Origin of the sequence: Sphingomonas sediminicola, assembly GCF_049991885.1 — a bacterium.
Taxonomy (GTDB): domain Bacteria; phylum Pseudomonadota; class Alphaproteobacteria; order Sphingomonadales; family Sphingomonadaceae; genus Sphingomicrobium; species Sphingomicrobium sediminicola.
The window spans coordinates 1,610,415-1,629,456 of record NZ_CP178916.1 but is presented as its reverse complement, the minus strand read 5'-3'; the positions used below and the strand labels follow the sequence as shown (position 1 = coordinate 1,629,456).

General features: G+C 62.8%; 26 protein-coding genes and 1 tRNA gene. 17 read left to right on the top strand and 10 right to left on the bottom strand.

Annotated elements, in window-relative coordinates:
* Nucleotides 1-4: 4 nt before the first annotated feature.
* The 9 genes from ACMC5O_RS08445 to ACMC5O_RS08405 are packed head-to-tail and all read left to right on the top strand — an operon-like array spanning nucleotide 5 to nucleotide 8,365.
* A complete protein-coding gene (locus ACMC5O_RS08445; protein ID WP_187709157.1) occupies nucleotides 5-496 on the top strand; it encodes a TadE/TadG family type IV pilus assembly protein in 492 nt (163 codons plus the stop codon).
* Nucleotides 493-1,104 (top strand): TadE/TadG family type IV pilus assembly protein, encoded by a 612-nt coding sequence (locus ACMC5O_RS08440; protein WP_426692695.1) that lies wholly within the window; start codon nucleotides 493-495, stop codon nucleotides 1,102-1,104. The genes ACMC5O_RS08445 and ACMC5O_RS08440 overlap by 4 nt, the downstream gene beginning before the upstream one ends.
* Nucleotides 1,105-1,113: 9 nt before the next feature.
* The gene (locus ACMC5O_RS08435; RefSeq protein WP_222949902.1) at nucleotides 1,114-2,316 is read left to right on the top strand and encodes an AAA family ATPase; all 1,203 of its coding nucleotides are present in this window, start codon (nucleotides 1,114-1,116) and stop codon (nucleotides 2,314-2,316) included.
* A gap of 3 nt (nucleotides 2,317-2,319) precedes the next feature.
* A complete protein-coding gene (locus ACMC5O_RS08430) occupies nucleotides 2,320-3,705 on the top strand; it encodes a CpaF family protein (RefSeq protein WP_187709159.1) in 1,386 nt (461 codons plus the stop codon).
* Nucleotides 3,702-4,703 (top strand): type II secretion system F family protein, encoded by a 1,002-nt coding sequence (locus ACMC5O_RS08425; RefSeq protein WP_187709160.1) that lies wholly within the window; start codon nucleotides 3,702-3,704, stop codon nucleotides 4,701-4,703. The genes ACMC5O_RS08430 and ACMC5O_RS08425 overlap by 4 nt, the downstream gene beginning before the upstream one ends.
* A gap of 6 nt (nucleotides 4,704-4,709) precedes the next feature.
* Nucleotides 4,710-5,681, top strand: a complete 972-nt coding sequence (locus ACMC5O_RS08420; protein WP_187709161.1) for a type II secretion system F family protein — start codon at nucleotides 4,710-4,712, stop codon at nucleotides 5,679-5,681.
* Between the two features lies 1 nt (nucleotide 5,682).
* Nucleotides 5,683-7,065, top strand: a complete 1,383-nt coding sequence (locus ACMC5O_RS08415; RefSeq protein ID WP_426692694.1) for a LytR C-terminal domain-containing protein — start codon at nucleotides 5,683-5,685, stop codon at nucleotides 7,063-7,065.
* The gene (locus ACMC5O_RS08410) at nucleotides 7,062-7,880 is read left to right on the top strand and encodes a tetratricopeptide repeat protein (RefSeq protein ID WP_187709163.1); all 819 of its coding nucleotides are present in this window, start codon (nucleotides 7,062-7,064) and stop codon (nucleotides 7,878-7,880) included. Before ACMC5O_RS08415 ends, ACMC5O_RS08410 begins: the two co-directional genes overlap by 4 nt.
* A complete protein-coding gene (locus tag ACMC5O_RS08405) occupies nucleotides 7,877-8,365 on the top strand; it encodes an A24 family peptidase (protein ID WP_426692693.1) in 489 nt (162 codons plus the stop codon). Before ACMC5O_RS08410 ends, ACMC5O_RS08405 begins: the two co-directional genes overlap by 4 nt.
* A 71-nt stretch (nucleotides 8,366-8,436) precedes the next feature.
* Here ACMC5O_RS08405 and rplA read toward each other — a convergent pair whose 3' ends face one another.
* The 3 genes from rplA to ACMC5O_RS08390 form a co-directional block, all read right to left on the bottom strand.
* A complete protein-coding gene (gene rplA, locus ACMC5O_RS08400) occupies nucleotides 8,437-9,135 on the bottom strand; it encodes a 50S ribosomal protein L1 (protein WP_187709165.1) in 699 nt (232 codons plus the stop codon).
* 3 nt (nucleotides 9,136-9,138) lie between these two features.
* A complete protein-coding gene (rplK, locus tag ACMC5O_RS08395) occupies nucleotides 9,139-9,570 on the bottom strand; it encodes a 50S ribosomal protein L11 (protein WP_187709166.1) in 432 nt (143 codons plus the stop codon).
* 126 nt (nucleotides 9,571-9,696) lie between these two features.
* Nucleotides 9,697-10,617, bottom strand: coding sequence for an AAA family ATPase (locus ACMC5O_RS08390; protein WP_426692692.1), 921 nt, complete (start codon nucleotides 10,615-10,617; stop codon nucleotides 9,697-9,699).
* A gap of 143 nt (nucleotides 10,618-10,760) precedes the next feature.
* On the opposite strand from ACMC5O_RS08390, the gene ACMC5O_RS08385 reads away from it, so the two are divergent.
* The gene (locus ACMC5O_RS08385) at nucleotides 10,761-11,198 is read left to right on the top strand and encodes a cupin domain-containing protein (RefSeq protein WP_426692691.1); all 438 of its coding nucleotides are present in this window, start codon (nucleotides 10,761-10,763) and stop codon (nucleotides 11,196-11,198) included.
* 15 nt (nucleotides 11,199-11,213) lie between these two features.
* On the opposite strand, the gene ACMC5O_RS08380 is transcribed toward ACMC5O_RS08385, so the two are convergent.
* A complete protein-coding gene (locus tag ACMC5O_RS08380) occupies nucleotides 11,214-11,477 on the bottom strand; it encodes a PilZ domain-containing protein (RefSeq protein ID WP_187709168.1) in 264 nt (87 codons plus the stop codon).
* A gap of 180 nt (nucleotides 11,478-11,657) precedes the next feature.
* Between ACMC5O_RS08380 and ACMC5O_RS08375 the strand changes: the two genes are divergently transcribed.
* Both ACMC5O_RS08375 and ACMC5O_RS08370 read left to right on the top strand, forming a co-directional pair.
* Nucleotides 11,658-11,855, top strand: a complete 198-nt coding sequence (locus ACMC5O_RS08375) for a hypothetical protein (protein ID WP_187709169.1) — start codon at nucleotides 11,658-11,660, stop codon at nucleotides 11,853-11,855.
* A gap of 140 nt (nucleotides 11,856-11,995) precedes the next feature.
* Complete coding sequence (locus ACMC5O_RS08370) at nucleotides 11,996-12,487, top strand: hypothetical protein (RefSeq protein WP_187709170.1); 492 nt, start codon at nucleotides 11,996-11,998, stop codon at nucleotides 12,485-12,487.
* On the opposite strand, the gene ACMC5O_RS08365 is transcribed toward ACMC5O_RS08370, so the two are convergent.
* Nucleotides 12,484-12,741 carry a hypothetical protein gene (locus ACMC5O_RS08365; protein WP_187709171.1) on the bottom strand — a complete coding sequence of 86 codons (258 nt, stop codon included), beginning with the start codon at nucleotides 12,739-12,741 and terminating at the stop codon, nucleotides 12,484-12,486. The genes ACMC5O_RS08370 and ACMC5O_RS08365 overlap by 4 nt on opposite strands.
* A 97-nt stretch (nucleotides 12,742-12,838) precedes the next feature.
* Here ACMC5O_RS08365 and ACMC5O_RS08360 point away from each other — a divergent pair, with 97 nt between their 5' ends.
* Nucleotides 12,839-13,417, top strand: coding sequence for a PEPxxWA-CTERM sorting domain-containing protein (locus ACMC5O_RS08360; protein ID WP_426692690.1), 579 nt, complete (start codon nucleotides 12,839-12,841; stop codon nucleotides 13,415-13,417).
* A 58-nt stretch (nucleotides 13,418-13,475) separates the two neighbouring features.
* Here ACMC5O_RS08360 and nusG read toward each other — a convergent pair whose 3' ends face one another.
* From nusG to ACMC5O_RS08335, 5 genes are all read right to left on the bottom strand, one after another.
* Complete coding sequence (gene nusG, locus ACMC5O_RS08355; RefSeq protein WP_187709172.1) at nucleotides 13,476-14,015, bottom strand: transcription termination/antitermination protein NusG; 540 nt, start codon at nucleotides 14,013-14,015, stop codon at nucleotides 13,476-13,478.
* 26 nt (nucleotides 14,016-14,041) lie between these two features.
* Nucleotides 14,042-14,239 carry a preprotein translocase subunit SecE gene (gene secE, locus ACMC5O_RS08350; protein ID WP_187709173.1) on the bottom strand — a complete coding sequence of 66 codons (198 nt, stop codon included), beginning with the start codon at nucleotides 14,237-14,239 and terminating at the stop codon, nucleotides 14,042-14,044.
* Nucleotides 14,240-14,336: 97 nt separating this feature from the next.
* A tRNA-Trp gene (locus tag ACMC5O_RS08345) sits at nucleotides 14,337-14,412 on the bottom strand.
* A gap of 50 nt (nucleotides 14,413-14,462) precedes the next feature.
* Entirely contained in the window at nucleotides 14,463-14,903 is a 441-nt protein-coding gene (locus tag ACMC5O_RS08340; RefSeq protein ID WP_187709174.1) for an ion channel, read from the bottom strand.
* Between the two features lie 52 nt (nucleotides 14,904-14,955).
* A complete protein-coding gene (locus ACMC5O_RS08335) occupies nucleotides 14,956-16,773 on the bottom strand; it encodes a fatty acyl-AMP ligase (RefSeq protein ID WP_187709175.1) in 1,818 nt (605 codons plus the stop codon).
* A 50-nt stretch (nucleotides 16,774-16,823) separates the two neighbouring features.
* On the opposite strand from ACMC5O_RS08335, the gene ACMC5O_RS08330 reads away from it, so the two are divergent.
* The 4 genes from ACMC5O_RS08330 to ACMC5O_RS08315 all read left to right on the top strand — a co-directional run bounded on the left by ACMC5O_RS08330 (nucleotide 16,824) and on the right by ACMC5O_RS08315 (nucleotide 18,942).
* Nucleotides 16,824-17,375, top strand: a complete 552-nt coding sequence (locus tag ACMC5O_RS08330) for a regulatory protein RecX (protein ID WP_187709176.1) — start codon at nucleotides 16,824-16,826, stop codon at nucleotides 17,373-17,375.
* Nucleotides 17,376-17,511: 136 nt separating this feature from the next.
* A complete protein-coding gene (locus tag ACMC5O_RS08325; protein ID WP_187709177.1) occupies nucleotides 17,512-18,054 on the top strand; it encodes a cold-shock protein in 543 nt (180 codons plus the stop codon).
* Between the two features lie 11 nt (nucleotides 18,055-18,065).
* Nucleotides 18,066-18,509 carry a DUF192 domain-containing protein gene (locus tag ACMC5O_RS08320; protein WP_246444710.1) on the top strand — a complete coding sequence of 148 codons (444 nt, stop codon included), beginning with the start codon at nucleotides 18,066-18,068 and terminating at the stop codon, nucleotides 18,507-18,509.
* A 49-nt stretch (nucleotides 18,510-18,558) separates the two neighbouring features.
* A complete protein-coding gene (locus tag ACMC5O_RS08315; protein WP_187709178.1) occupies nucleotides 18,559-18,942 on the top strand; it encodes an NADH:ubiquinone oxidoreductase subunit NDUFA12 in 384 nt (127 codons plus the stop codon).
* The last annotated feature ends 100 nt before the right edge of the window (nucleotides 18,943-19,042 follow it).

Sequence of the window (19,042 nt, the reverse complement as noted above, 5' to 3'; positions counted from 1 at the left end):
CGCCATGATCCGGCGACTTGCCCGCCAAAATTCTGGCTCAGCGGCCGCCGAAATGGCGCTGGTGACGCCGTTGCTCATCGCCTTGATGCTGGGTTCGATGGAGCTCGGGCATTTCTTCTATTCCGAGCATGTCGTCGTGAAGGCCGTACGTGACGGCGCCCGCTACGCCTCGCGCCAGGGCTTCACCAACTTCACCTGTCCCAACACCATCAATCCGACGGTCGTGGACAACACGCGCAGGGTGACCCGAACCAACCAGGTTGCCGCCGGCGGCACGTCCCGCCTCGCCGACTGGACCCAGGACACGTCCGTCACGGTGACGGCGCGGTGCGATACCTCGGGAACTTACGGGGCCTTCTACGACGGCCTCGGCGGGGTTCCCGTGGTGACGGTCAGCGCGACCGTTCCGTACACGTCGCTGGTTTCGTTCATTGGGATCAACTTCGCGGGGCTGAATCTCAATGCCACGTCGGAAGCGCCGGTGATGGGCTTATGAGAAAGCCCGTAAACATCCTGCGGCGCGACGACGGGGCGACGGCGGCCGAGTTCGCCATGGTCCTGCCGCTTCTGATCCTCTTCCTGTTCGGCATCATCGACGTCGGCCGGTACATGTGGACGCTCAATCAGGTCGAAAAGGCGACCCAGATGGGTGCGCGGATGGCCGTCGTCACCAACATGGTTCCCGGGGGCCTCGCAGCCAAGAACTACGGGGTGATATTAGGGCAGGGCGCCTCTATTCCGACGTCACAGTTTGGCGCGGCGTCATGTTCTGCCCCGGCGGGAACACTGACATGCACCTGCGTGACCAGTCCCTGTCCCACTCTGACACCGGTCGACAACACGGCCTTTACTGCGATCACCACTCGGATGAATCAAATTGCCGAGAGCGTGAGTCCGCAAGACGTGACCATTAGGTATGACAATTCGGGTCTCGGCTACGCCGGCGATCCGACCGGACCAGATGTCGCCCCCATCGTGACCGTCAGTGCGGTCGGCGTGGGATTCCAGTCCCTTATCCTGCAGTTCCTGGGCATCAATTTGCAGCTCCCGACGGTGAGCGCATCGCTGACGCTGGAAGACGGGCAGGGAAGCTTTTCGAATTGAGGTGTGCAGGTGAGCGTGATCAACCCTAACGAAACCGCCGGATCGTGGAAGGCGCATAAACGGGAAACTGCGGTGCAGTTGTACCTGAGTGGCGCCGACGGCGATGCCGCTGCCTTGATCGGTGCCCGCGTCGCGGGATTTCCGCTGAGCCTTTCGCTCGTTCCTTCGTCGGACAAGATCGACCCTGAGGATCTGGCTGGCAGCGCCGCCGCGGTCGTCCAGGTCGACCCGGGCGAGCCTTCGTCCATGAAGCGTTTCGAGGCCCTTGCTGCTGCAACGCGCACGCCGCTGATTGCCGCCGCCTACGACCCGCCGCTTGCACTCGTCCGTGCGCTGGTCAGGGCAGGAGCGCACGATGTGGTGCCCTTGCCGCTCGACGTCGCGGACCTGGAGACGTCGCTGCTTCCGATCCGCGACCAGATGGCTCGCGCTACGTCGTCCGCACAGTCGGCGAACGGCAAGCTCGTGTGCGTCATCAAGAGCGTCGGCGGGATCGGCGCGACGTCACTCCTGACGCAGCTCGCCATCCGCGCCGCAGAGAACGAAGCGCATTTCGGCCGCGAAGTCTGCCTGCTCGATCTCGACCTGCAGTTCGGCAATGCGGCGTTCCAGCTCGGGCTCCGGCCGCATCTGACATTCCTCGACCTGCTGGAGGCAGGATCGCGGCTCGACGGCGAATTGCTTCGCGCGACAATGACTACTCATCCCAGCGGTCTCAAGGTCGTCGCGGCCCCTTCTTCGCTGATGCCGCTTGACGCTCTTTCCAGCGAGCAGCTGATTGAGATCGTTGAAATCGCGAAGCGCGAGTTCGGGACGGTCTTCGTCGACCTCCCCGCGAGCTGGACCAACTGGTCCCTGTCCGCGCTGGCGCAGGCAGACATGGTTCTTCTCGTCACGGAGATGAGCGTGAGCGGCCTCCATCGGGCGCGACGCCAGCTGGATCTGCTCCGCGACCAGGATCTTACGTCTGTCGACCTCAGGGTCGTGATCAATCGGTTCGAGAAAGGCTTGCTTCGCACCGTTCGCGAGGCGGACGTCCAGAAAGCGCTTGGACGTGATGTTGCTTACACGATCGCGAACGACCCGTCCGTGATGCATCCGGCCATCGAGCGAGGCGTCCCACTCTCGGACATCAAGCGCAAGAGCGCAGTCGGCAGGGACATCGACATGTTAGATGCCGGCATTGCAGCAGCCTTCGGGCGGGAGCGCTAAGAGATGTGGCAGGTCAAGAAAAAGGCGGGTTCGGCGGTTCAGACCGAGTCTCCCAGATCCGCGGAAGAACTGCGGATCGTAACCGTCGGTGACGCTGGCGCTTTCGCGAACCGGGATGCGCACACCGACCTGAAGGTCGAGCTTCACCAGCGTCTTCTCGACGTGATCAACCTCCAGGCGCTCGACCAGATGTCGCGCAGCCAGATCGAGGCGGAAGTCGGCGACATCGTCTACGAGGAACTGGCGAAGCAGAATCAGGCGCTCAATAACAGCGAGCGCAAGTCGCTGGTCAGCGACGTCCTCGACGAACTCCTTGGCCTCGGGCCGATCGAGCCGCTCCTCAAGGACCCGACGATCACCGATATCCTGATCAACGGGCACAACTCGGTTTTTGTCGAGCGCTATGGCGTGCTCGAGCACACGAACGTCCGCTTCAAGGACGAGCGCCATCTTCTCCGGATCATACAGAAGATCGTGTCGGCGGTCGGACGCCGCATCGACGAGTCCTCCCCGATGGTCGACGCGCGCCTCGCCGATGGCAGCCGCGTCAACGCGATCGTCCATCCTCTGGCGATCGACGGCGCCTCCATGTCCATTCGTAAGTTCGCGCGGGTGCCGATCAGCATGGATCGCCTGATCGAGATCGGGAGTGTGCCCGCACCAGTCGCCGAGGTTTTGAAAGCCGTCGTGAAGTCGCGCCGGAACGTCCTGATCTCCGGCGGTACCGGCTCCGGTAAGACGACGATGCTGAACGCAATGTCCGCGTTCATCGACAACCGCGAGCGCATCGTCACGATCGAGGACTCGGCAGAGCTTCAGCTGCAGCAGGAGCATGTCGTCAGGCTCGAGACACGCCCGGCGAACATTGAGGGCAAGGGCGAGATCACGCAACGCGAGCTCGTCAAGAACGCGCTTCGTATGCGGCCTGACCGTATTATCGTTGGCGAGGTGCGCGCCGGCGAAGCATTCGACATGCTTCAGGCGATGAACACCGGCCACGACGGATCGATGACGACGGTCCACGCCAACACGGCCCGCGACGCATTGTCCCGCGTCGAGCAAATGATTGGCATGAGCGGCATCGACATCCCGGCACGGTCGGCGCGGGCGCAGATCTCATCCGCACTGAATGTCGTGATCCAGATCGGACGCCTTTCGGACGGCCGCCGCAAGCTCCTTAGCCTTTCGGAGTTGACCGGCATGGAAGGCGACGTCGTGACGATGCAGGAGATCTTCCGCTTCCGTCAGACTGGCATTTCTCCTGACGGCCAGGTTCTCGGAAAGTTCGAAGCGACTGGAATCCGGCCGAAGTTCATCGAACAGGTCATGGCCCACGGCGTGACATTGTCCGCGGATCTCTTCCGTCCTGATGCGAAGCTCGAGGGATGACTGACGCCTGGCTCAAAGCACTGATCCTGGGCTGCACGTTTGGTGCCGTCCTCCTGCTTGTCGAAGTGCTCGTGGGCTGGATGGCGAACAGCCGTTCGGAAGGTAGGGCGATCAACCTCCGCCTGAGGATGATCGCGGAAGGCCGCGATCGCGAGCAGACCATGAGCCTGCTTCGCCGTCGCGACAGCGCGCTTCCGACCGGCCTTCCACCACTGCTCAAGCATTTCGGACAGAAGTTCGAACGGATGCTCGTCGCGGCTCAGGTTACGATCCCGACCGGGCGACTGATGCTGATGATCCTCATCGCGCCGATCGCCATCTTCTTCGCGATTCTGCTGGTCATGGCGCTTCTGGGCATTCCGGTCGCGCTCGGCCGAATTGTGATGATTGGTACGTTTGCAGTTGTTGTGGGCGCATTCCTTCCGCTGATGTTCCTTCAGTTCAAGGCGAACAGAACCCGCAAGAAGATGCAGGACCAGTTTCCGACGGCGCTCGACGTATTCGTCCGCGGTTTGCGCGCCGGACACCCGATTGCCGCCGCGCTGGATCTTTTGACCGTAGAGATGCCGGATCCGATCGGCAGCCAATTCGGCGTCGTCGTCGACGAAGTCACCTATGGCGCCGAGCTTCGCGACGCGCTGCAGGCGATGGCCGACCGGTGGGATCTTGAGGACATGCGGATGTTCGTCGTCTCGCTTTCGGTGCAGAGCGAAACGGGCGGCAACCTCGCCGAAATTCTCGACAACCTTTCGACGGTGATCCGCGAGCGGCACTCTATGTACCTGAAGGTTCGCGCGCTCTCGAGCGAAGGCCGCATGACGGCCATTATGCTGACCGTGTTGCCAGTGTTCGCCTTTGCCATGTTGTTCCTGATGAACCCGTCTTTCTATCTGGATGTTGCCGATGACCCGGCCTTCATGCCGAGCTTCCTCGGACTGATCCTGATGTACGTCATCGGCTTCATCACGATCCGCAAGATGGTCGATTTGAAGGTCTAGAGTCGTATGACCGCGTTGCTCACCGAATATCCGCTTCTCCGCCTCGGCATCCTGCTGGGCCTGTTTGCGCTAGTCGTCGTCGGTGGTTATTTCGTGACCGCTGCAGTGACCGCGAGGCAGCTATCGCGGCGTCGCCTGATCGAAGGACCCGACAGCGGTCATCAGGTGGTGGGGGCATCGCTCCGTTCGCAGGCCGCCGAAAGCGCTTGGCTTAGGCTCGTCAACGGGATCGAGAAGGCAGGCCTTTCGCTCGTCGACACACGCGACGATTCGCTACGAAAGAAGCTCGCCGCGGCCGGTTTCACAGCGCCCTATGCACCGCGCATCTACACGCTGGTGCGTCTGGTAATGGTGATCGGCCTTCCGGTTTTGATGTTCGCCATTTTGTGGTCAACCGGCTCGTCGCCGGGAATTTTCAAAGTCTACGCCATCGTCGTGATTTCTGCGCTTGCGGGCCTCTACCTCCCGTCGGTCTTCATCGCTGCAAAGGCTGACCGTCGGCAGCGCGAAATCATCAACGGATTCCCGGACGCCCTCGATCTTATGCTGGTCTGCGTGGAAGCGGGCCTTGGCATGGACTCGGCGTTCGCGAGGGTCGGCATGGAAATGACGACTTCGCATCCCAAGCTCGCCGAGCAGTTCGGCGCAGTCGTGCTCGAGCTTCGCGCAGGTCGAAGCCACGAGGATGCTCTTCGTCGGATGGCTGATCGTGCTGGCGCCGAGGAGATCCGGGCATTCGCCACGTTGCTGATCCAGTCCTCAAAGCTGGGCTCCTCCATTGCGCAGACCTTGCGGGTCTATGCAGCCGAGATGCGTGAACACCGCCGGATGCGAGCCGAGGAAAAGGCTCACCGCTTGCCGGTGCTTCTATCAATTCCACTCGTCGGGTGCATGCTGCCGGTGATGATCGGCGTGTTGATGCTCCCGGCTATCATCAGGGTGATCAGGACACTGGTGCCGGCAATGGCAGGAGGCTGATATGAGACGGGGGGGCAAATTCCTGGTTTCTACGACGATGCTGGCGGTTGCTGGCTGTGGAGGCCAGCAGGGCAAGCTTGAGATCCGCTCGACCCCAACGCCGCTAGCCCAGGGCCAGCGCGCAGTTCCGTACCGCATCGCGGAGGCTCGGGGGCAGCTCGCGCTTGGGAACGTGGCCCTCGCGCTCGAAGCCTTCCGTCTTGCCCAGCGCGAAGATCCGAACAACCCCGACGCGCTCGTCGGTATCGCAACCTGCTACGACCAGATGGGCCGTTTCGACCTTTCCCGCCGCAACTACGAGGCGGCGCTCGCACTGGCGCCCAGCAGCACGGAAATCCTTGGCGCATTGGCTTCGTCGTTGCAGCTGCAGGGGCGGACTGAAGAGGCATTGGGCGTCCGCCAGGAAATCGCGGCCCGGGCAGCGGCTTCGGCCGCACTTGAGCAAGCGGTTGCGGAAGTTCCCGCGCCGATGCGGAGCGCTCCCGAGACCGAGGCTGTCCAAACTGCCGCTGCAGCACCGGCGGTCATCGTCCCCGTCGAGCCGGTGCAAGTCGCGGCTGCTCCCGCCGTCGAAACGGCTCCTGCTCCCCGGACATGGGCGGCGGCACCGGTCGCGCTTTCCGTATCGACACCCGAGAGGGTTGGAGTCGACGTCCCGGCGATCCAGACCGCGCGTGTCGAGATGGTGGCTGAAGCCCCGGCACCGGTTCCGGCTGAGACTGCAGCAGCGCCGGCAGCCGCTTCGAAGCCCGCCGTGCAGACTGCAGCCGTAGGGCGCTCGGTCACGATCAAGCTTCCACCACCCCGACCCGTTCAGTCAGTTCCTGCGTCAAAGCCCGCAGCAGCTGTTCCGCTCGCTCCGGCCATGCCTTTGGACGAGCCGCCCCAGGAGGCCGTATTCGTGCCCTTGAAGCCTTACGTGCGGCCGGTCGCGGAGCCTGTCGTGGCGGAGGAGCGCGGCCCGCGCCTGGAACGCATGTCGATGGGTGAGATCGCGCTCATCACCGTGCCCAAGCCAGTATGGCAGCCGACCACGGTGGCGCGGAACGATCGCACCACCACGCTTCGCTTCGTCCCGCTTCGTCAGGCCTATGCGCTGCCGGTCAAGGTCCGGCTGCTGAATGCGGCCCGAGTGGATCGTCTGGCGGCACGCACCCGCGTCTGGCTCGCGGCTCGCGGGTGGCGCGGCCTCTCGATCGGCAATGCGCAGGCAACGCGAACGCGCAGCGTGATCCTCTATCCGGCGAACCAGCGTGCGCTTGCGCAGCGGCTCTCCGCCCAGTTCGGCTTCCCGATCGCACGTCGCGCTTCGGGGTCGCACATGGTCGTGCTTCTGGGAACGGACGCGGCCAGCCGCAAAGCCCTGCGTACAGTCCGCACATGATCGCCCTTGCGGTTGCGTTGGCATTGGCGGGCGCCAAGCCTGCACCCGCAGCCGTTGTCGTTCCTCCGGTCCAGCCGCTGAGCGAGGCGTCCTACGCTATCAAGGCAGGCCGCCTCGAGCAGGCGCGGCTGATGATCGGCAACGCGATCAAGGCCGGCGCGAAGGGTACGGAGATCGATCGCCTTATTGCGGACCTCGCCTACGCTTCCGGCGATTATCAGTCCGCGCTTCCAATCTACCTGCAGCTGCTCGTCGCCAATAAAGGTGACGGGGTCATGTACGAGAATGCCGGTGTCGCCGCGATGCGGCTCGGCGATTTGGCTCAGGGCGAGAAACTGCTCGATCGCGCCACCACCTATCCGACGGCGACCTGGCGGGCCTGGAACGCGAAGGGCGTTGCTGCCGATTATCGCGCTAATTGGGCCGTTGCCGACCAGGCGTACGCTCAGGCTGCCCGGCTCGCACCTGATCGCGCTGAAGTGCTGAACAATGTCGGTTGGTCCCTGCTGGTCCGCGGCCAGTGGAGAAATGCCCTCGCGAAGTTCGAACAGGCGGCAGCGATCGACCCGAAGTCTCCGCGCATTGCAGCCAATCTGGAACTCGCCCGCGCGGCAGTCACCGAGGACTTACCGCAGCGACGGGCCGGGGAAAGCGAAGGCGACTGGGCAGCCCGGCTCAACGATGCAGGAGTGATTGCAAGAGTGCAGGGTAACAATCGCAAGGCCGTCGCGGCCTTCACGCAGGCAATTCAGGCTCGCAGCCAATATTATGCGAGGGCGGCAAACAATCTGGCAATGGCGCAGGTCGCCAAGTGAACCTGGCAATCGAGGCGCCGCAGTGGCTGGCGCTCTTACTCTCGGCCCTGTTGGTCGCGGCCGCCGTTGAAGACGCAATCCGCCTTCGGATCTCCAATATCACGGTCCTGCTGGTCCTGATCGGAGCGATTGTGGCCGCGGTGCTCGTTGGTCCCGAAATCAGCCTCTGGAAGAATCTGGTCGTCTTCCTTGGGCTGCTGGCGGTCGGGACGCCGATGTTCGCAGCAGGCAAGCTTGGTGGCGGAGACGTAAAGTTACTCGCCGCCGCGGGTCTCTGGTTCGACTTCGCCGGGGGCTTGTGGATGCTGATCTGCGTAGCAATTGCCGGCGGAGTGTTGGCGCTGATCGTCATCGCACTCCGTGCGTTCGGCTGGAGCGAGGGGCTGCGCCAACGCGTCGTCCTGCTCCGGCCCAAGGCCGGTATCCCCTATGGCGTTGCGATCGCTGCCGGAGCGCTCATCGCAATGGCGCTCGAGAGGGTGTGACCTGACCCAAAAGAAAAAGGGCCGAGCTCCCCTGGGGAACCCGGCCCTGTAATCGTCAGTCGCTGGAGCCTTTAGGCGCCCGCGATTTCCGTGCTGTCGATCTTGAGGCCCGGACCCATGGTCGAGCTGATCGCGATCTTCTTCACGAACTTGCCCTTTGCGCCCGACGGCTTCGCCTTGACGATCGCGTCCATGAAGGCAGTGAAGTTCTCCTTGAGGTCGCCCTCGGAGAAGCTCGCCTTGCCGATGCCGGCGTGGATGATGCCCGCCTTCTCGACGCGGAACTCGACCTGGCCCGACTTGGCGTCGGTGACGGCCTTGGTGACGTCCATGGTGACGGTGCCGAGCTTCGGGTTCGGCATCAGGCCCTTGGGGCCCAGCACCTTACCGAGGCGACCGACGACGCCCATCATATCCGGCGTCGCGATAACGCGGTCGAAATCGATCTGGCCGCCCTGGATGGTCTCCATCAAGTCCTCGGCTCCGACTACGTCGGCGCCCGCCTTGGTGGCTTCCTCTGCCTTCGCGCCCTTGGCGAAAACGGCGACGCGGACGGTCTTGCCCGTGCCCTTCGGCAGGTTGACGACGCCACGGACCATCTGGTCGGCGTGGCGCGGGTCTACGCCGAGGTTGAGAGCAACTTCGACGGTCTCGTCGAACTTAGACGTGGCGTTCTGCTTCACCAGCGCCAGCGCCTCGTCCACCGCGTAGAACTTCTCGCGGTCGACCGAACCGGCCTGTGCCTTCTGCTTCTTGGTCTGCTTCGTCATGGCTTAGCCCTCCACAACCTGGAGGCCCATCGCGCGAGCGGAGCCTTCGATGATCTTCGTTGCCGCCTCGATGTCGTTGGCGTTGAGGTCCTTCATCTTGGCCTCGGCGATTTCAGCGAGCTTCGAGCGCTTGATGGTCCCCGCGCTGACCTTGCCCGGCTCCTTCGAGCCCGACTTGAGGTTCGCTGCCTTTTTCAGGAGGAAGCTCGCCGGCGGCGTCTTCGTCGTGAAGGAGAAGCTGCGGTCCGCATAGACGGTGATGACCGTCGGGATCGGGGCGCCCTTCTCGAGTTCCTGCGTGGCGGCGTTGAACGCCTTGCAGAATTCCATGATGTTCACGCCGCGCTGACCCAGCGCCGGACCGATCGGCGGCGACGGGTTCGCGATGCCCGCGGGCACCTGCAGCTTGATATAGCCTGTGATTTTCTTTGCCATGTCACTCTCGTTTCAAGTTTAGCGGTCCAAGCGATCGCACGAGGCGACCTCCCGCAGCTTTTCCGATGATGTGTCGGAAGCCGGGGCCCATAGCAGATTGAGCCCGTGAAACAATGCCCGAGCGCTCTAGCGCTGGTCCTTGAACTGCGGCGAGGGCTGCAATGCCCTGGCGATGGCGACCGCGCGAGCCGGCTCGATCGGCTTGGAGGGGTAGGCGTCCAGCACGATCGACGGGACCAGCCGCTGCGTCAGGTCGGAATAGGTGAAGCCGGGAAGGCCGTTTCGAGGACCGGTTGCCGCCACGATTGCGTCTACGTCGGCATCGGAAAATCCGAGCTCCGCCAGTCGCGGTCCGAGGAGCGCGCGCCGCCCGTCATCGTCCGGGCGGCCGAAGATCAGATGCTCGGCGGATCGGCGCTTAACTGCCGGATCGAGCGCTTCGTACCGGTTCGTGCACATGATGACTGCCGCTGGCAGCCGCTCGTTCGCCAACCGGTCGACGCCCCGGATGAAGGCGTTGACGCCACTCACGTCCTCGTGGTGCATTTCGGCGGTCTCGCGGGACTGCGCGAGAGCATCGGCCTCGTCGACCAGGAGGATGACGGCTCCTTCGTTGCTGCCCTTCGCCTTCATCGCCGAAGCTTCCTTCACCGTGTAGTCGAAGGCGCCAGAGATGAGCTGCGTCATCTCTCCAACTTTGCCTTTCCCTCTCGCGGAAAGACTCAGGGGCAGTAGGACGATGGCGATGTGCTCTTGTCGGGCGACTGCATCGCCGATTGTCTCCGCAATTTCGGTTTTGCCTGATCCAACGTCGCCCCCGAGGATGACAAGGGGTGGCCGGTGAAGAACCGATTCAACCAGAAGCTTTGCACCCGGATGATGGTGATCGCCCCAGCGCCTCAGTCCCCGAGGGTTGACCAGCAGGGACAGGATCTTCGTCAGCTTGGCTTTGTGCTCATCCAGGCCAACCAGACGATCTAGTCGCTCGCGGGCCGTTGGATGCGGATAGGTCATCTTCCGCTCGAACAATGTCGCGAAGTCAATCATGCTTTTCCGCCAAAACTGATTTGTGACTTCATATGGCTCCGCGGCCCAGATCGGCAATGGATTGACTACAAGAATCCAGCCTGTCGATGTGCGGCGTATTCGTGGTATGATATTTCCGTGGGGCAACCACGGAGGCAAGCGCCATGAGAAGGCTTGTACTTGTCGGTGTCGTTGCATTGCTTGCCGGATCCGCGGTTCATACCGAGGCCAGGCCGGCGCTGACCTGGGGTCCGGCGCCGCCATCGCTCCCGAAAGGCGCGAAGCTCGCGGTCGTGTCAGGCGATCCGGGGCAGGCCGGGCCGTTCGTCATCCAGCTGAAGTTTCCGCCGGGTTATGCCGTCCCGCCGCATCGCCATCCGACGGATGAACATGTGACGGTGGTCCATGGCGCCCTGACGCTCGGGATGGGGCCGGTGATGGATGAGGGCAGGAGAACGGTCCTGGGCCGAGGGGACTCGGCCGTCGCACCCGCCAACATGAACCACTATGCATCGACGACCCAGGGCGCGACGGTGCAGATCAGCGCACGCGGTCCCTTCCAGATCACCTACGTGAATCCGGCAGACGATCCGCGGCTTTAGATTAGTGGCGCCACGCTAGAGCGATCGTAGAAACTGCAGACCTGCTCGTCCCCCGGAGGCCCATCGTACCTCGCCCGCAAGCTTGCCGAGCACATCGTGTTGCAGAGTGATGACTTCCCCTACGTTGAAAGCGGCGGACGTCTGCAACTGGCACCCGTCTCTGGAGATGTCCGTGACCACCACCTTCTCCTCAAGGCCGTTGGCTCGAGACGCCAAGATTTCAAGCGCAATGTCGCGGTGAAGCTCGCCTTCAGATGACGGGAAGTTGGCGTTCTGCATCGTCGTTCCTGATAAGTCCGAAGCTCAAACAGCATAGCGGAGGTCTATGTCTGTTCGAAGAAATGGCTTCGGCAAGTGCCGTTCTGGGACTCCGTTTCGAGCGATCTTGCACGGCCCGGTCTGCGCAACCTCCGCCTCCTGGGATCGTTTGAGCGTCCACAGGGGTGAATTGGAGGAAGTGTGGAGTACGTCGACGTCGCAAGCCTCGTCAGTTTTTTCGGGCTGTTTTTCGGCATCCTGATGTTGACCGGTGGGCTCTACGCCAGGCGTGGCGACAGGCTTCGCCACAGGGCGGGCGCGGCAGTGCTCGCGGGATTTACCGCCTTGCTCGGCCTGCTGGCGCTCGGCGCCGGATTTGTCGGCATTTTGCGGGGTTAAGAATCCGGCCACTTGGCCCGGACGCAGTGTCCGTATATCGGTAGTCATCAGTTCTTTGGGGGGAGGGACTTACGAGAGCGGAACTCATCTTTGCGGCCGCCTATACCTTGTGCGCTCTCGTCGCGTTAAAGGCATCGAGGATGCGGTCGGACCCCGCCACCGCGGGCACGGCTCCATTCTGGCTACGGATCGCGATCGTGTGCGGCCTTTTCGCGCTGCTCAGGGCATTTGACGCTCAGATGGCGGTCAGCGCCGCTGTCCGCGATTTCTCGCATTCGGCCGGCCTGACGGACTGGAAGCGGCCGGGCCCGTACATCATGATCGCGGCGCTTCTCGCATTCGGCGCAGCCATAGTCGGCCTGTTCCTGTTCCGGTTCCGAACCCTGCACCGATCGGTGCCTCTGGGTGCCTTCGCAATCATCGTGCTGGCGCTTCTGGCGGTTGCGCATAGTGCATCGCTTCATTTCACCAGCGTCGTGCTGCAAGCCATGATCGGCCCTTTAACGGTCAGCCGAATCATAGAGGCAGCATTGCTCTTGCTGCTTGGATATTCCGCGATCTGGTTCATCCGGGATGCCGGTCGACCGGAGCAAATCTTGGTTGCTGATCGAGGCCTTCCGTCCCAGAATTAGACATGATCGCTTACTGCTGATTTCAGGCGATGACGTCGCCACGATTCAGGTGTAAAATCAAGTTGTTGCTTCACGAACATTGTGGAGGCGATGGTGAACGCGATCATGGCCGTGGCAATGACGGCAAACGAGGTCTGTGCGAGCTTCAGAAAACTGAAGAGGCACGGCCGACCAATGAGCAACGGGACGAAGCGGCGATAGGCTGCTGAAAGCCTGGACATCGCGAACCGACGCGCGATGCGCGGTTGCAGCACTGAATCCTGAAACGAAACGCGCCGAATTTCCGACGGTTAACTCGCTTGGGTTAATGTGTTAGTTAAGCTGTAATCGACGATAGTCCGGGGGGAGACCATGAGATCGAGAATGCTGCACGCCGCCGTTGCGGCGGCGCTGATGTGCACCGGCACCGCGTCTCGCGCCGCGGATTTCATTTTCACATTCGGAACCGACTCTTCCGATCCGATCCTCAACAATGCCGTTGCCGGAACAGTGACCGGACGGATCCTCGGTCTGCCGGATGACGGCACGGCAGCTGCGATCCAGGTTCTGATCGACAGCTATTCGCCCGACGGGTCGCTAGCCTATCCGATCGACGCAACCTCTTGGTTCTCGCAATTCGAAAATTCATTCACAGTGGATGGCGGAGTGATCATTGCCGCGGCATTCCACGCGGACAACGACTTCTTCAGCCCGTCGCTCGACCGGCTCTACATTAATATTCCCATCTATGGGTCGGGCGGCACGAACTACGCGTCGCTGGGCTCGAACAACGGAACCTCCATCTGGAACAATCAGGGTTTCGGCGCAGTCACGTTCACCCGGATTGACGGGGCCGTTCCGGAGCCGGCCACCTGGGCGCTGATGTTGCTTGGTTTTGGTGCGGCTGGAATGGCTTTGCGCCGGAAGCGCGCTCAACTGGCGATCGCCTGACGCGAGCATAAAAAAGGGCCGCCGAAGCGGCCCTTTATGAATTCGGGATCGACTAGTCTTACTTGACGCGTTCGACCTGTTCGAACTCAAGCTCGACCGGCGTAGCGCGGCCGAAGATCGAAACGGACACCTTGACGCGGCCGCGGTCGAAATCCAGCTCTTCGACGACGCCGTTGAAGCTTGCGAACGGACCGTCGAGGACTTTCACCGCATCGCCGATCTCGTAATCGACCTTGACCTGCGCCTTCGGTGCGGCGTGGGCGGCTTCCTCCTTCGTCGAAAGGATGCGCGTGGCTTCCGCTTCGGTGATCGGCTGCGGCTTTCCGCCGGGGCCAAGGAAGCCGGTGACCTTCGGCGTGTTCTTGACGAGGTGATAGACCTGGTCGTTCATCGCCAGCTTGGCGAGGACGTAGCCGGGGAAGAACTTGCGGTCCGACGTGACCTTCTTGCCGCGGCGGATCTCGGTGACCTTCTCGGTCGGGACTTCGACGGCTTCGACCTGGCTTTCGAGGCCGAGGCGCGTGGCTTCGGACAGGATTGCGTCCTTCACCTTGTTCTCGAAGCCCGAATAGGCGTGGATGATATACCAACGGGACATGATGCTTGCGGTTTCCCTGTTTCGCGTCAGCCGACGAGGCCGAGCAGGAAGCGGACGATCGCGCTGAAGAACGAATCGACCGCGAAGAAGAAGAGGGCGAGCAGCGCCGTCATGATCAGCACCATGATCCCGGTGCGGACAGTTTCGTTCCAGGTCGGCCACACGACCTTGGAAGCCTCGCTGCGCACCTGCCGGATGAATTCGCCTGGTGAGGTCTTGGCCACCTGAGATTTACCTCTTCGAGATAGAAAAACGCTCCGCGAACCCGAAGGCCGGCGGAGCTGAAAGCGACTTAGCGATACCGCCTCGAGTCTTCAAGGCTGGCAGGAGTGGAGGGACTCGAACCCACGGCCCTCGGTTTTGGAGACCGATGCTCTACCAACTGAGCTACACTCCTGCGGCCGGGCAGCGACTTATGCGGCGAACGGCGGACGCGCAAGGGCGCGGTCAGTCAATTATCTTGCGCAGGGTTCGGACCATGAAGGCGGTCGACCAGCCGATGAGCACGAAGCCGATCAGCGATTCGAGTGCGCCGACCAGCCGCCATTCCTCGGCGAAGTTGGATGCAGCCGTACCGAGCGTCGCGTAGCAGGACGCGGAGTAATAGAGCGCCTCTTCCATGGACCGGAGCGCGCCGACGTATCGAAAGAAGACCGCGAAAATCAGGATTTCGATGAAGTGCAGCACGAAGAGAAGCAGGCCGTAGGTTCCCATCAGCGCGGCCGCGCGAAGACCGAACTCGTTGGGAATCGATCTCTCGTCGTGAAGGTGCAGCGCCCTCGAAATGCCGACCAGGCCGGAGCTGTGGATGAGGACCATAAGCAGGACGAAGCCCGCAACCGCAGCGAGTTGCAGGCCGAGATCGACGACGATCACTTCATCAGACAAAGCCTCGCTCCTTCAGCCGAGCAGGCTCAACGCGAGACGCCTGCGGTTGTTCTCAGGCGGCGATGTCGAAGGGCTGGATTTCACCCGACAGATAGAGATTGCGCGCCTTGGTCCGCGACAGCTTGCCCGAGCTCGTGCGCGGCAGAGACCTCGGCGGAACGAGCTCGACGATCGGCGTGATGCCGGTGATCGCACGGACGCGCTCGCGGATGTCGTCGCGAAGACGGCCGCGCTCGGTCGGATCGGACACGCGGCAATGGACGAGAACGGCGGGCGTTTCTTCGCCTGACGGCCCGGTGATCGCGAAGGCCGCGATGTCGCCGGACTTGAAGCCGGGCAATTGCTCGACCGCCCACTCGATATCCTGCGGCCAGTGGTTGCGGCCGTTGATGATGATCATGTCCTTGGCGCGGCCGACGATGAAGATGTAGCCGTCGGACATGTAGCCCATGTCACCGGTATCCAGCCAATTGTCCTTGAGGCAGGCCTCGGTCGCTTCCGGGTCGCGGTAATAGCTATGCATGACCGAGGTGCCGCGGACGAATACTCGTCCGATGTCGCGGTCGTGGAGGACGTTGCCGTCTTCGCCTCGGATCTCGATCTCCATGCCTTCGACCGGCTTGCCGCAGTTGACGATAGCACGATAGCGGCGGGGGCGACCGTCAGCGCCGCTGGCTCCGCCATTGAGCACTGTTTCTTCGACCAGCTCGAGACGAATGCCTTCGCCGGGCGGCATGAGCGAAACCGCCAGCGTGGCTTCGGCTAGGCCGTAGCTCGGGCAGAAGGCCGATGCTTGGAAGCCCGCGTCCGCGAATGCGTCCACGAACGCCTGCATGACGTCGGGACGGATCATGTCGGCGCCGTTGCCGGCGATCCGCCAGCGCGACAGGTCGAACCGGTCTTCGGCGCGCGTCTGCGAAGACATGCGGCGGGCGCAAATGTCGTAGCCGAAGGTCGGCGAATAGCTGACGCTGGTGCCTGGATTGCGAGTGATCATGTCGAGCCAGGCAAGGGGCCGGCGCGCGAAATCTTCCGTCTTCAGGTAGTCGACGGACATCTGCATCGCCATCGGCGAGAGCATGCAGCCGACGAGGCCCATGTCGTGGTACCAGGGGAGCCACGAAATGCAGCGATCGCTGTCGAGCACCTGCAGGCCAATTCCGTGAGCGCGAAGGTTCGACAGGAGCTGGCGGTGGGTAACGGCGACGCCGTGCGGGAAGCGGGTCGATCCGCTCGAATACTGGAGGTAGGCGACCTCATCCGCATCGGGGAGCGGAAGCTCGGCGGTGCCGACTTCGATTTCTGAGAGGCTGTCCCAGTCGCGCGCGGGCACGCCACGGTCGGTGCCGGCCTCATCCGCATAAGTGAGCAATTCAGGCGCGCAGAGGAAGAGCGACGGGTCGCTGCTCGCGAGCATCACCTTCAGCTGTTCAACATAGGCTTCACGACCGCCAAAGCTGGTCGGCAGCGGGAGGGGAACAGGCCAAAGGCCCGCGTAGACTGCGCCGAAGAAGCATGCCGCGAAATCCGCGCCGGTCTCGGCCACGAGCGCAACCCGGTCGCCAGGCTTCAGGCCCATTGCGATGAAGCGCTGCGCATGGGCGAGCGAATCCTCGCGCAGATCCGAGTACGGATAAGAGCGCTTGAGCTGACCTCGAGCATCGTGGAAATTCATTCCGCGGCGGCCCCGGGCGGCATAGTCTAGAGCCTCGCCAAGCGTCGCGAAGTCCGCGATGCGGCGGGGTTCTGCGTCCAAAGTCGCGGTAGCGCCTGCAGGAGCGAGGTCGGCTACGATCGTGGTGTTCCGGTCGAGCAAGCCTTCACCCTGGTCGTTAAATGCCCGCCAAAAGGCGCGGCGGAACTCCCGCATCGCTGCGGGCCGGGTTGTAGTGGTGTGCGAGTGTGGCACAATTTGGGCCAATGTACGCTCGCAAGTCCGCCAGACCGCGCAAGCCGCTGAACGGAGAGCGGCTTCATGAGCTTGCTCTTTTCTATCTCGGCAAGTTCGCGACCACCCGCGCGAAGCTCAGCACATACCTGAACCGCAAGGTTCGAGAGCGGGGCTGGGAAGGCGAGGGGCCGCCCGAAATCGAACGGTTGGTGGAGCGCCTGGCTGCGAGCGGGCTGATTGATGACGCCGCCTACGCGCTTTCCAAGTCCCGATCCCTGTCTGAGAGAGGTTATGGCGCGTCACGGGTCCGCCAGTCCCTCCGGATGGCCGGAGTCGAAGAAGAGGACGGCGCTGCAGCCCGTGAACTGGCCGCAGAGGAAGCCGCGGCGGCGGCTCTGCGCTTTGCCCGACGAAGGCGCATAGGGCCTTTTGCGGATGGAATTCCTGAGCGAAAAGAGCGAGAAAGGGCTTTGGCGGCGATGATCCGCGCCGGACACAGCTTTGAGCTGGCCCGCAAGGTAGTCGACGCTGAGCCGGGTAGCGAGATCGACCTTGAAGAACTTCGCGAGAAAGGTAGTTAAGTCGGTTTCCCGACACTCTGACACATGTTAGTGGAGCGTTGTGCAGCGCAAGAGAACAGCAACGGCACCAGAGCCACAACCCGAGCCCGCGCCCGCGCCCGAACCCGCGCCCGTGGCCGTCGATGAGCCACGTGTGATGGACAGCGAATCCGAAATGGATCCCGTCGTGGGCCGCGTGAAATGGTTCGACGCGACGAGAGGTTTCGGGTTCGTGGTTAGCGACGCGCTGGACGGCGATATCCTGATCCACTTCAGCGTCCTTCGCGAGCACGGACGGCGGAGCCTTCCAGAGGGCGCACTGGTCGAATGCGTGCCGATGCGGCTCGACCGGGGCCTGCAGGCGAAGAGAGTCATTTCGATCGACGTCGGCTCGGCAGTGACTGCGCAACCTCGTCCGAACCGCTCGACGACCAAGGATGTTGACCGTAAGGCTTTGTCCGAAGCTGCAGGTGAGTTCGAGCCAGTAGAGGTAAAATGGTTCAATCGCGTAAAGGGCTATGGGTTCGTCAATCGGGTGTCGGATCCCGAATCGCACGACATTTTCGTCCACATGGAGACGGTCCGGAATTCCGAGGTCGGGGATTTGGAACCGGGACAACGGATCGAAGCACGCATCGCGGAAGGGAAGAAGGGCCTGACCGCGGTCGAGCTTCAATTGGGATCGTCGGACGAGCACTGACAGCTGTGGCAATTGCGGCGACCAGCGCCTGCGGTTCAGCAACCGCGACCTCTGATGCCCCGCTGGAACAGTCCCCCGCCGGGCTCGAGCAAATTCCGCTGACAATCAAGACCGCAAGCGGCGAGCACCGCTTCACCGTCGAAGTCGCGCAGACGCCGGAGCAGCAGGCACAGGGCCTCATGTTCAGGCAGTCGCTCGCCGCCAACCAGGGCATGATTTTTCCGCGCGACCCGCCCGGGGACGCAAGCTTCTGGATGAAGAATACGCTCATTCCGCTCGATCTCCTGTTCATCCGGCCGGACGGGTCGATCGTGCGCATCGCCGAGAATGCAGTTCCGATGTCGCTCGATCCTATTCCATCGCTGGAGCCGGTCGGTGCCGTGCTCGAGATCAACGGCGGCCGCTCTGCCGAGCTGGGAATCAAGCCGGGCGACAAGGTCACCTGGCGCCACTGACGCCCGTGATGCTTGCGCTCGCCGCCCCGAGAGGGCAGATGCGCGGCCCATGGGATTCTGGTCTCGAACATTCACCTGGTGGAACGGTGCCACCTGGGGCACCGGCCTCTTCACCCGCCTTCATGGCGAGGAAGTCGCTCGCGATGATGCCGGCAACATCTACTATCGTGACAAGAAGAAACCGGCTTCTCGCTGGGTGATTTACAACGGCTCCAATGACGGCAGCCGCGTGCCGCCCGAGTGGCAGGCATGGCTCAAGGGCACGATCGACGATGTGCCGGACAAGGCGCTGCCGCCGAAGCGGAAGTTCGAGAGGCCGGCAGAGGTCAATCCGACCGGCACAATGGCCGCGTTCCGTCCCGACGGTTCGCTTTCCAAGGGTGGCCTCCGTCCGGCATCGACCGGCGACTACCAGCCCTGGACGCCAGACTGAGCGTGAATCGACTAGCATCGACCGGTGTGCTGCTCGGGCTGCTTCTCGCGGCCGGCTGCCAGCGCGGGCAGGACGAGAGCCAGGGCAACCGGGTCCAGCT